Source organism: Acinetobacter junii (assembly GCF_018336855.1).
In the GTDB taxonomy this organism is placed as follows: Bacteria; Pseudomonadota; Gammaproteobacteria; order Pseudomonadales; family Moraxellaceae; genus Acinetobacter; species Acinetobacter junii.
Genome location: NZ_CP059558.1, coordinates 295,501 through 306,422, shown reverse-complemented (window position 1 = coordinate 306,422; position 10,922 = coordinate 295,501). Strand labels below are relative to the sequence as shown.

Genomic DNA, 10,922 nt, shown 5'->3' with positions numbered 1-10,922 from the left:
CATTAAGTCCTATCAAACGCTTGTGTTAAGTTATATTCTGTAACTTGAGTGTTAACAGGCACACCTAAGTCATGCAAACATTCCGATACACTTTTATTCATTCCCGTAGCTGGTGTTACTCCATTAGGAATTACAACTTGATTCATATGATTTGAAAAACAAGCATTAATATCCTCATCAGAAGCCGAACTCATGGCTGGAACAATCGATGTAGCTATAACTAGAATTTTTTCAGATTTATCAATTTTAGCTGACTCAGGATCAGTTCCCCTTTGCATATGCTCAAATGCTTGATCCACTCCAACTACATTATTACTGTTTGTGTTTACTTTAATTGAAACTTGAGTCATTACAGCTTTACGACCACTAGTAAAAAAATTAATACTATTATCTAATTTACAATATCCATCCAAGCCCAGTTCAGCATTATTTGGAGATGTTCCAGAAACCCATTGCATAAAACTTGCACGGGAAATATTATAAAAACTTGTTGCTGCTCCTCTATAACAGAACACCAACTCTTTACCCTTGTTAGCATCTGCTTTAACCAACCCGAATAACCCATCGTAGGCATTATTTCTTTCAACAAGAGCTGGATTCTCAACATTAAAAATTGCTGCATCAGAGTTCTGGAGTAGCAGTTGTTGTGCTTGGCTATTTGTTGCGATATTTAAAGCAGTTAAACTACCACGTATAGCCATAGTTCCAACGACGGTCATGACAAGTAATAGAATTAATACAATGATTAGCGTTGCCCCACTTTGCATTCTTCTCATTATTCACGCTCCCCAAGCGCATTGCGCAACGCAATAGTCTGAGATACTACCTGACGGATATATTTCGGATTGCTCGGTGGTTTCACTTTTACAGTTTGATCAAGAACCTGAAACTGTTGATCCGCCCTAACTGCCGACTCAGCCCCTACAGATTGCGTTGAACGTACCAAAACCCCCAATTGGATAGACAGAATACGTGGACGCGGGGCTGTCATTGCCATATAGTCTTTTATTGATACATATTGATATGTTGTGCTAGCAGGTGTACTCGCTGCTGCAGCAATATCCTTTTGCACCCCGAGCAGTACACGAAAATGATCCACCCTTTTCATAATAATTTCACTTCCCCCAGCTGTAGTACCATAGTTAGAAATAGTAGTGGGCGCATTAATTGGATAATAACCAGCGTCACAAGCTAATGCTAAAGGAGGAAGTTCAGTACTTACGCTATTACCATCTACTCTTAAAAAGTACCGTTGGACATACATACGCAATCCAGCGGATTTTGAATAACGGATCTCATTGCCCTCACAATCGAAACCTCCAACATATTCATCATCTGTTTCATCAGTGGGCGTAGATTTTGTATCGATAGTATATTGTGGCAAATATTGAATCACCAACTGATCACTAGTCAGAGCCGTACCTGAACTATCTTCTACATTTGAAGCTCCAGTCCATTGAGGGCTTGTTCCAACTGTAACACCCGGGCGACCACTACTCTGGGAAAGTAGAGTGCTATTAACTACAATCGTAGTAGGAAGTGTAGGTTTTTTTTCGTTAGGAATAACAGTAGTATTCGTCACTACATCTACTGAAGCATTTGATGTAAGTACAACACCACCATATAAAGTTTGATCACTAATTGCAGCAGTTTTAGTATTGAGATTAGTAAGACGTATATCTTTGGTCATATAATTTAAACCAAAATTGGCGTTATCTTGTAATTCTGCAACACCTTGTTGCATAGCCACGCTACGCTGTCCAGTCAAAAAAAGTAAAATTGCCGAAGCAACCACAATCAGTCCTAACGTTAATGAAATCATTAACTCGATCAATGTAAAACCTAATTGCTTATTATTCATTCTAATAGGTCTCCATAATCACACAGGTCGATGCTGGGTTATAAGCTGTTCCATACGTACAATCTCCCGAACCAGCTGGATCGCTTGCAGCATTATTTGTAGCACTTGTATCCCCCCAAGCCACATAAATACAATTACGACCATCATTATTTCCAGAGCAAGGAAGCATATTTATAGTCATCCCTAAACTTGATGCTTTATTTACAACTTGACTCACATCAAAGTCAGCTAGAGCGGATGCAGAACATACGTTTGTAATACAGTTCGTAGCAAAAGTTTCTTGATTCGAGGCTGTTTCAATTTGGTTCTTATAGATCGCGGCTGCATTACGATTGGCACGAATTCTTTCCGCTAAATCTCGAGCCACATTTATTGCCTGTACCCTATTAATTGCTTCTGAAGTCGCTTCGACTGCCCTATATTGCAAAGCAACAAAACCTAAAATCCCCACGGCCAGTATCACCAGAGCAACTAAAATTTCAATTAAACCCACACCTTTTTGCTTTGATATAATTTTCATGAGCATGTCCCTTCAACAACTTGCTGAATTGTCCCCATTTTTGAAATACTTACTGTTTTAGACAAAGAACCTGATGTTTTTTCACACACTATGAATGAGCTATTCGTTGATGCCCAATCTTTAACTAAACCTGTTGGAAGGAAAATAATACTCGTGGGTGACCCTGGTTTTAAAACAGCATCACCGCTTGGCGTCCAATTCAAATCTGCATCAACAATAGATGCAATAAAACCCACTTTTATCTCTTTGCGGTCAAGGGCCGCCTTCACACGTGCTTCAGTTAGTACATGAACCAACTCATTAGTACTTTTATTTAGGTTTTGTTTTACTAGGAGCTGACTCATCGATGGCGCAGCTATCATTGCAATAATTGCAACAACCGCTATGGTCACAATCAGCTCGATTAATGTAAACCCTTGATCTGTTCGCACTGCCTTGTACCGTTAGTTAGAATTCTATACTTTAAATATTAAACTTATCTCATACAGAACCAATACAAAGTAGATAAGGAACATAAAAAAACGGATGGAGTGCAATCCATCCGTTTCAAGTTCACATTTTCTTAATAAAATTAGGCTTGTATCACCTGAATACGCAACTCTTTTGGTAGACTAAATGTGATATTTTCTTCTCTCCCTTCCAACTCTTTTGGTGGAGTTGCACCCCAATCTTGCAAACGCTGAATCACTTGCTTAATTAAAATTTCTGGTGCAGAAGCACCTGCCGTCACCCCAATCTTAGTTTTAGCTTCAAACCATTGCTTTTCGAGTTGATCAGCATTATCCACTAAGTAAGCTGATTTCCCCATGCGCTCAGCCAATTCTCTTAAACGATTTGAATTAGACGAATTTGGAGAACCAACAACTAAAACGACATCACATTGAGCTGCTAAATCTCGAACTGCATCTTGACGATTTTGAGTTGCATAACAGATATCATCCTTACGCGGCCCCATAATCATCGGATATTTTTTTCTTAGAGCATCAATAACTTTCGCTGTATCGTCGATTGAAAGCGTTGTTTGGGTTACAAAAGCAACTTTTTCAGGATGTTTGACAACTAACGCTTCCACATCATCTTCATCTTCAACGAGATAAATCTCTCCACCTTTAGATTTATCATATTGCCCCATCGTGCCTTCTACTTCTGGGTGTCCTTCATGCCCGATTAGAATAGCTTCAGTGCCTTCACGAGCATATTTAGTCACTTCGATATGGACTTTGGTCACCAATGGGCAAGTAGCATCGAATACTTTTAAACCTCGACGTTCTGCTTCTTGTTGTACGGCTTTTGATACACCATGAGCACTAAAAATTACGATTGAATCGTCAGGAACTTGATCCAGCTCATCAACAAACACAGCACCTCTTTGACGTAAATCATCGACTACAAATTTATTGTGAACGACCTCATGTCGTACATAAATCGGTGGATTAAAACATTCTAATGCACGATTGACGATCGCTATAGCACGGTCAACACCAGCACAAAAACCTCTTGGATTGGCCAACACGATTTCCATAACAACCTCTCTCATCATCTGAATATTTATGCCAAGCTATTTCGTTTAGCGGCACGCTACACTACAATAGCCAAGATATTTTATCATATCAGGAAAAATATCATGTCGGGTCTATTGTTTGTCGTTTCTGCGGCATCAGGAACAGGCAAAACATCTCTCGTAAAAGCCCTACTCGATCGAGTCAGCAATCTACACGTTTCTGTCTCACATACTACACGCGGACAGCGTCCTGGTGAACTTGATGGTGTTCACTATCATTTTACTGATACTGAAACATTTTTAGGGCAAGTAGAACAAGGTGGTTTTATTGAGTACGCTGAAGTATTTGGTAATTATTACGGCACATCTCAAGCAAAAGTAAAAGAACAATTACAACAAGGTCATGATGTTTTACTCGAAATTGACTGGCAAGGTGCGGAACAAGTTCGTCGTCTTTTTCCTGAATCAAAACAAATTTTTATTCTCCCGCCAACCCAGTATGACCTAAGACAACGTCTTTCAAATCGTGGTACGGATTCAGTCGATGTGATTGAACATCGCCTCAGTTGTGCAGTTGAAGATATGCGCCATTTCGCTAGTTTTGACTATGTCATTATCAATGATGATTTCAACAAAGCTGTGCATGATCTCGAAGCAATTATTACGGCAAATCGTTTAGTCACTTTGCAACAAAGCAGTCGACACCAAAAGTTGATTGAAAACTTGATTACACTCAATCGCGAATAACTTGAGTCTTGAGCAAAAGCCTTTTATACTATTTAGTCTTTTCAAATGTAATGTTCAAACGAGACAACTTATGGCACGTGTAACCGTTGAAGATTGTTTAGACCATGTAGATAACCGCTTCGAGTTGGTACTGGTAGCGAGTAAACGTGCACGTCAATTAGCACGTCAAGGCATGGAACCAACTGTTGAGTGGGATAATGACAAGCCAACAGTCGTTGCATTACGTGAAATTGCGATTGGTCATGTAACAAAAGACATCTTAAAACAACGCGAACAAGACTACCAAACATCAAACCTTGATATGGTATTGTCTACAAATTCTTTGAATTTAGAAGGATTTACATTTTAAGTAAATCTGCTCGCATAAAGAAGCCCAATGTGAAGACACTGGGCTTTTTTGTTTATTGAAAATTTGGATTCAAATTGATAAAAGCAATCGGTTTAATTGAAAAAAAATTATATTTTTTCCAATGAACAAATTGACAAGTTTATCAATATGCTTTTCATTAGAAGCTAAGCAATTCAATATCGAAATTTAAGTTATATAGGTGTTTTTTATGCCAGGCGAAGAGGTCAGCCAAGCCAAGCAACAACTCAAAGTCATCATTGAAGCCTATCTCAAAGATAGAGAAATTCAGTGTGTGCTTGCTGCCTGTGATTTTGCCGATTTAGCGCATAGTGGTATCACTCGAAAAAGTGGTGAACCTTATGTACTGCATCCTATAGCTGTAAGTTGCATACTTGCACATATGCGCTTGGATGCCGATACTTTGATGGCAGCCTTATTACATGACGTTATTGAAGATACCGAATTTACTAAAGATGAAATCGGGCAAAAATTCGGAATAGTTGTCGCCGAATTAGTCGATGGTGTAACAAAACTAAGCCACTCAAGTGATAAAGAATATAACAAAGCTGCTTCTTTCCGAAAAATTCTGCAAGCAACCTTACAAGATCCTCGTGTCATTATTATTAAATTAGCTGATCGTTATCACAATATGACGACCTTGGATGCTTTACGCCCCGATAAAAGAGCACGTATTGCACAAGAAACTTTTGATATTTTCGTACCGATGGCACGTTTGGTTGGTATGAATGAGATGGCTGATAACTTGGAACATCTCTGTTATCAAAATCTTGATCTTGATATGTTTAACGACGTACAAGCAGCCCTACTTGCAACAAAACCAAAGCGCTGTGAATATCAAACAGTATGGGAACAAAAACTAACTGATTTATTAAAGACATACGACTTAAAAGGCCGTATTAAAAAGAAAAACAATAATATTGAATTGCTACGCCATTTTGTAAAAAATGAAATAGACTTAAATGAATTAAGCCACAGCCATGCCTTTGAAATTATTTTAAACAGCATTGCTGATTGTGATCGCTTAGTCGATGCACTCAAAGAGAACTTTCAAGTTTTACAATACAAAGATCATATCCGACGCCCACTCCCAGGTGGCAACCAATCGTTAATGATCAAATTAAAAGGTGAGAAAACCACACTTTCGCTCACCATACAAACCGAACTTATGCGTAAAGCCGCTCGATTTGGTGTGGTTCTAGGTGAGAATGCGCCTCAAGCTTGTCGTTCAGCCATTCAAGCCTCTATGCAGAACTTGAACACCCTCATTGATGGAGAATGCGCAAAAACCACTTTTAGTGATTTGCTTGATTATTTACATCAAGAAAAAATTTGGGTCTACACACCTCACGGACAGTTACATGAACTACCACAGGGCGCAACTGTTGTAGATTTTGCCTATTCTGCCAGCTTATTTTTAGGCAATCATGCTGTGGGTGCAAAGGTTGATGGCGAAATTCGTCCTTTATCGACACCTTTACACAGTGGACAGGTTGTTGAAATCATTACTGATGTCCTCGCCACCCCGAACCCAGATTGGCTGAGTTTTATTAATACGCAAAAAGCTCGACGAGCTCTACAAAATATGCTGCGCGAGCAAGATATAGATGAACAACGTCTTGTTGGTCAACAAGCTCTTAATCGTGCATTAAAACTCTTCCATCGCTCAATTGACGATCTCTCTCAAACGGATTGGATTAATGTATTGGAGTGGCGTCATTTAAGTAGCAAAGATACCTTATTTGAGCAAATTGCAGTGGGCGACTTATTGCCTCAACTTGTTGCGAATCATTTATTTGCGCAAGATCATCATACACAGCACCAAGCAACATCAGACCGTTTGATCTCAGGCACAGAAGGTGTCGATGTCAAATATGCACACTGTTGTAATCCTGTTCTCGGTGATCCAATTCAAGGGCATTTATCTCGAAGAGGATTAATCGTCCATCGTTCACGCTGTCGTAATTTACTACATGAGCAGCATCTTCATCCTGAAAATATTATGCCCCTACATTGGCAAGCTGAAGAAGTTGATGATGTTCGTTTTAGCGCCTATCTATGCATTCATATGATGATGAATGATGAACAAATTTCTGATCTGATCTACCAGTGCCGAAAAGCTAAAACTGGCGTAGAAATGGTCGAATCACAAGATCATAAAACTTACGTCAATATAGTCGTCAGTAACCGTAATCAGATCGCTCAAATTATCCGTGATTTACGAATGCATTTTGGATTCCCACGAATAGAACGCCTCAATATGCCAATTGTGCAAACTGAAATTGCCAAAGCATAAAATCTAACGTTTATCCTCACTAGCAGATATAAATCATGACAATAATCGACTGCGACTCCGCAGTCGTAGACAGTTTCGTGGGCGATCTTTTGTGTTAAAGTCACATTGTTTTATGATAAAAACGACATAGGAGAGCTTAATGTCACGTCAAGTAATTCATACTGAACATGCGCCAGCTGCGATCGGAACGTATTCTCAAGCAATTTTAGTCGGTAATACGCTTTACCTTTCAGGCCAAATTGGCTTAGACCCTTATAGTATGGAACTTGTGGATGGAATCGAAGCTCAAATTCGTAGAGTATTTGACAACCTAAAAGCTGTATGTACGGCAGCGGGCGGAAGCTTAGCAGATATCGCAAAACTGAATATTTTCCTTACAGATTTATCTCATTTCCAACTTGTGAATCAAATCATGGGCGAATACTTTGCACAACCTTACCCTGCTCGTGCAGCATTGGGGGTTGCTAGCCTCCCAAAAGGTGCATTGGTTGAAATGGATGGCATCGTTATTATTAACCAATAATCTATAAAAAAAATTAAATACTTAATTAATAAATTGCATTTTTAATTGGTCATCAATCTCGAGAGGAATTCCGTGTATAACTCAGATTTCCTCTCAAATGATCTTTTTTTATTCAAATTCTCAATAAGAATATATTCACTATTAGAATGAAATTCATTGACAAACGATAATAATTATCAATAATATCAATTATCGCATTAATATTTGTGGATCACTCCCATGTATGTTTGTTTATGCCGTGGAATCACAGACCAAGATATCAAAGACGCTGTTGCAAATGGCGCTGAAAGCTATCGTGAAATTCGTGATTTACTCGACTTAGGCACTTGTTGTGGTCGCTGTGTTCCTGAAGCTCGTTCAATTATCAATGAAGAACTCGCTGAAATTGCAGCACGTATTTCTGTCGCTGCATAACTCCTTTCAAATATTTTAATAATAACCCTGCTTTAATACCACTATTAAAATTAACTCTTTCTTTAACCTTCTCTATGCAAATGAGACTCACATCATCTGCTTTTGATTGTGATTTTCATTTGCCGTTCAATAAATTACTCGCGCCAAATCCATTTGTTGATTAATATAATCTAAATTGCCTTAGCTATTAGGGCATTACTGGATGTTTACGGAGTAAGTGCAATGAAAGGCAATCGTGAAGTCATTAATCAATTGAATCAGGTGCTTTATCACCATTTAACTGCGATCAACCAATATTTTTTACACTCGCGTATGTTCAATGATTGGGGAATTGAAAAATTAGGTTCAGCTGAATACAAAGAATCTATTCGCCAAATGAAACATGCTGATAAGATTATTGAACGCATCTTGTTTCTTGAAGGTTTACCAAATCTGCAACACTTAGGCAAACTTTACATCGGACAGCACACAGAAGAAGTCCTAAATTGCGACATTCGCAAAGTTAAAGAAAATATTGAAGCACTCAAGCAAGCTGTAGAGCTATCAGAAACGCAACAAGACTATGTAACACGTGATTTAGTTCAAGAAATTCTAGAGAAAGAAGAAGAATACTGGGATTGGTTAGATACTCAATTAGATCTTATTGAAAATGTTGGCATTGAAAACTATATTCAAAGCCAACTTTAAAACATATAAAAAAAGAGCGACTTAATGTCGCTCTTTTTTATCATTTAGACTATTGATTTAACTCAATAATGTCAGCCAAACTCACATCTTTTTTATACAAACGATTAAGTATGTAAAGGTATTTTTCAGCTTCCTTATTTTGCTGATTGTAGACCAATACTTGTGCAAATTTCTTCAAGTTATACGGTGTCGCCTTATTCTTCACCATCTCAGCAAATTCACTTAACTGCGCTTCAGAAAACCTTGTTTTAGGATCTAAGGCTATCCAATCTAAACGCTTCTGAAATTGTGTTAATAATAAAATTCTTGAGCTACCCAATATTTCTTCGGTAGGTTGTTTACCTTTAAAGATAAGGCGACTGTTATCCTGAAACAGTTTGTAATCCCGCCAGATCAACAAAAGAACAATGACACTGATCAACCATACACAACGCACGACATTTTTTTGAATGGTAATACCTTTTAATTGCGGTGTTTGTGCTTGAATAAGCCCCAGTAAGAAACCCATTGGCAACAGAAAATACGCATAACGCTGCGGGAACTCCAACATAGCATGAATCAAAATCGCACAAACCATCATAATCGCGATAATTGAGGTACTATCTTTTGCCGTCTTGTTTAACCATAACAACCATAGAGATAAATATCCAATAATCAAAACACCAAGCGGAACACCACTCCAAATTAAAAGATCAAGGACAATGTTGTGGGCGCTATTAAACCAAACTTGAACAGTATTAAATTCAATACTCTCGACTACAGCGATACTTGTTTGATTCCAGCCATAACCAAACCATGGACGCTCTGCAATCGCATACAGAATTTGCATCCACATGCCTAACCTTTCATGTCCTGAACCAGCTCTTTGAACAATAGAAGCGGTATGGGTCACTCCCGTATCCAAATAAGAAGTCATAAATTGTGTCAGATATGGCAGTAAATAGCCCGCAATCACAAAATATAATGCAGTCCATAGAAGCAATTTTGGAAAGTTGAAGCGCGGATTATTTTTATGTTGTTTATAAATCCAATAAAAAAAGAAAAATATACAAACAATCCATGCTGTTCTTGATTGAGTCAATGCAATTGTAAATAGTAAGATTAGAGAGGAAGGAATAAGTAACCATAGAGATACTTTTCTTTTCTCATATAGATAAAGCCCACCCATCAATGCCATCACCAAAAAGGTCGATAGATTATTAGGTTGTCCAAAATTAGCGTAAGGGCGGTTCCCTCTTAACCCCATGATTCCATAAAGATAAGATTCTAGATTTAACCATTGAACGACCGCCATAAAGCTACTCAGCAATCCAGCAATTAAAAAAACTAAGCTAAAGCCAATCATAATCTTTTCACGATTTTCAGCCTGTAAAGATAAGTTATATCCACATAACATCATCAGCCAAAATGTAAAAAGATAGGCAAAAGTTAGGAAGGCAACACTAAAATCTACTATTAATCCAAAACAGAACTGAAGTAGCGGCAATAAAACAATGCTCGACATCAGGAACTGAGGGCATGGTATTTTGATCTCTTTTGTTAGAAACAAAGTCATGACAGCAAAGGCTGCACCAAAACTTGCAAGCTCACTTGAGAAAGTTACCCAAGGATATGTATGAAAGGGCGATAGCCAAGCAAAGCTAAAGAATAAGCTAGCTATAAAAAAGCAAATAGATTGCATAATCGACAGAAAAAAGAAGTTCGGTTGTATTATACAATGATCAGCACAACCAAGAGTATCGCTAGATTAGTGAGATTAAACCCTAACAACATACAGTTCATAGATATTTCATTTAAACATCAACAATTTACACAAAAACACTTACTGGTTATATAATCAACTTTAAATGTAGAATTCATTCTACCAAAATAATTTATTTAAGAATAAAATCACTTGTTTCTTAATTTTAGCAATTAAATACACACCTACCATTTTCAATAATATACATATAAATCCCTATCATTTTTATTAAGATTCAACTTTTCAGAACACCATTTATTACGCA

12 protein-coding genes are annotated in these 10,922 nt (G+C 37.8%); 6 read left to right on the top strand and 6 right to left on the bottom strand.

Annotated features, from left to right (window positions below; all coding sequences use genetic code 11):
- Window positions 1-2: 2 nt before the first annotated feature.
- The 5 genes from H2677_RS01445 to ispH all read right to left on the bottom strand — a co-directional run bounded on the left by H2677_RS01445 (window position 3) and on the right by ispH (window position 3,903).
- Complete coding sequence (locus tag H2677_RS01445; protein WP_125299108.1) at window positions 3-776, bottom strand: PilX N-terminal domain-containing pilus assembly protein; 774 nt, start codon at window positions 774-776, stop codon at window positions 3-5.
- Window positions 776-1,861 carry a PilW family protein gene (locus H2677_RS01440; protein WP_125299109.1) on the bottom strand — a complete coding sequence of 362 codons (1,086 nt, stop codon included), beginning with the start codon at window positions 1,859-1,861 and terminating at the stop codon, window positions 776-778. The genes H2677_RS01445 and H2677_RS01440 overlap by 1 nt, the downstream gene beginning before the upstream one ends.
- Window position 1,862: 1 nt before the next feature.
- Window positions 1,863-2,381, bottom strand: coding sequence for a type IV pilus modification protein PilV (pilV, locus tag H2677_RS01435; RefSeq protein ID WP_212639004.1), 519 nt, complete (start codon window positions 2,379-2,381; stop codon window positions 1,863-1,865).
- The gene (locus H2677_RS01430; protein WP_212639003.1) at window positions 2,378-2,812 is read right to left on the bottom strand and encodes a pilus assembly FimT family protein; all 435 of its coding nucleotides are present in this window, start codon (window positions 2,810-2,812) and stop codon (window positions 2,378-2,380) included. Before H2677_RS01430 ends, pilV begins: the two co-directional genes overlap by 4 nt.
- Before the next feature lie 140 nt (window positions 2,813-2,952).
- Window positions 2,953-3,903 (bottom strand): 4-hydroxy-3-methylbut-2-enyl diphosphate reductase, encoded by a 951-nt coding sequence (ispH, locus tag H2677_RS01425; protein WP_099947997.1) that lies wholly within the window; start codon window positions 3,901-3,903, stop codon window positions 2,953-2,955.
- A 102-nt stretch (window positions 3,904-4,005) separates the two neighbouring features.
- Between ispH and gmk the strand changes: the two genes are divergently transcribed.
- The 6 genes from gmk (at window position 4,006) to bfr (ending at window position 8,916) form a co-directional block, all read left to right on the top strand.
- Window positions 4,006-4,629 (top strand): guanylate kinase, encoded by a 624-nt coding sequence (gene gmk / locus H2677_RS01420; RefSeq protein ID WP_075696040.1) that lies wholly within the window; start codon window positions 4,006-4,008, stop codon window positions 4,627-4,629.
- A gap of 70 nt (window positions 4,630-4,699) precedes the next feature.
- Window positions 4,700-4,978, top strand: a complete 279-nt coding sequence (gene rpoZ / locus H2677_RS01415; RefSeq protein WP_004909577.1) for a DNA-directed RNA polymerase subunit omega — start codon at window positions 4,700-4,702, stop codon at window positions 4,976-4,978.
- Window positions 4,979-5,186: 208 nt separating this feature from the next.
- Window positions 5,187-7,292: a RelA/SpoT family protein gene (locus tag H2677_RS01410; protein WP_087539615.1), complete on the top strand. Its 2,106-nt coding sequence runs from the start codon at window positions 5,187-5,189 to the stop codon at window positions 7,290-7,292.
- A 139-nt stretch (window positions 7,293-7,431) separates the two neighbouring features.
- Window positions 7,432-7,815, top strand: coding sequence for a RidA family protein (locus H2677_RS01405; protein ID WP_004964563.1), 384 nt, complete (start codon window positions 7,432-7,434; stop codon window positions 7,813-7,815).
- Between the two features lie 219 nt (window positions 7,816-8,034).
- A complete protein-coding gene (locus tag H2677_RS01400) occupies window positions 8,035-8,229 on the top strand; it encodes a bacterioferritin-associated ferredoxin (protein ID WP_004909583.1) in 195 nt (64 codons plus the stop codon).
- Between the two features lie 222 nt (window positions 8,230-8,451).
- Window positions 8,452-8,916 carry a heteropolymeric bacterioferritin subunit Bfr gene (gene bfr / locus H2677_RS01395; RefSeq protein ID WP_004909585.1) on the top strand — a complete coding sequence of 155 codons (465 nt, stop codon included), beginning with the start codon at window positions 8,452-8,454 and terminating at the stop codon, window positions 8,914-8,916.
- Window positions 8,917-8,965: 49 nt separating this feature from the next.
- Here the strand turns inward: bfr and H2677_RS01390 are convergent, their stop codons facing one another.
- Window positions 8,966-10,597, bottom strand: a complete 1,632-nt coding sequence (locus H2677_RS01390; protein ID WP_212639002.1) for a PglL family O-oligosaccharyltransferase — start codon at window positions 10,595-10,597, stop codon at window positions 8,966-8,968.
- Window positions 10,598-10,922: the final 325 nt, after the last annotated feature.

What these genes read in the sequence shown, in the direction of transcription:
- H2677_RS01445 (WP_125299108.1), bottom strand. Translation starts at nt 776, where the DNA reads ATGAGAAGAATGCAAAGTGGGGCAACGCTAATCATTGTATTAATTCTA.
- H2677_RS01440 (WP_125299109.1), bottom strand. Translation starts at nt 1,861, where the DNA reads ATGAATAATAAGCAATTAGGTTTTACATTGATCGAGTTAATGATTTCA.
- pilV (WP_212639004.1), bottom strand. Translation starts at nt 2,381, where the DNA reads ATGAAAATTATATCAAAGCAAAAAGGTGTGGGTTTAATTGAAATTTTA.
- ispH (WP_099947997.1), bottom strand. Translation starts at nt 3,903, where the DNA reads ATGGAAATCGTGTTGGCCAATCCAAGAGGTTTTTGTGCTGGTGTTGAC.
- gmk (WP_075696040.1), top strand. Translation starts at nt 4,006, where the DNA reads ATGTCGGGTCTATTGTTTGTCGTTTCTGCGGCATCAGGAACAGGCAAA.
- rpoZ (WP_004909577.1), top strand. Translation starts at nt 4,700, where the DNA reads ATGGCACGTGTAACCGTTGAAGATTGTTTAGACCATGTAGATAACCGC.
- H2677_RS01410 (WP_087539615.1), top strand. Translation starts at nt 5,187, where the DNA reads ATGCCAGGCGAAGAGGTCAGCCAAGCCAAGCAACAACTCAAAGTCATC.
- H2677_RS01405 (WP_004964563.1), top strand. Translation starts at nt 7,432, where the DNA reads ATGTCACGTCAAGTAATTCATACTGAACATGCGCCAGCTGCGATCGGA.
- H2677_RS01400 (WP_004909583.1), top strand. Translation starts at nt 8,035, where the DNA reads ATGTATGTTTGTTTATGCCGTGGAATCACAGACCAAGATATCAAAGAC.
- bfr (WP_004909585.1), top strand. Translation starts at nt 8,452, where the DNA reads ATGAAAGGCAATCGTGAAGTCATTAATCAATTGAATCAGGTGCTTTAT.
- H2677_RS01390 (WP_212639002.1), bottom strand. Translation starts at nt 10,597, where the DNA reads ATGCAATCTATTTGCTTTTTTATAGCTAGCTTATTCTTTAGCTTTGCT.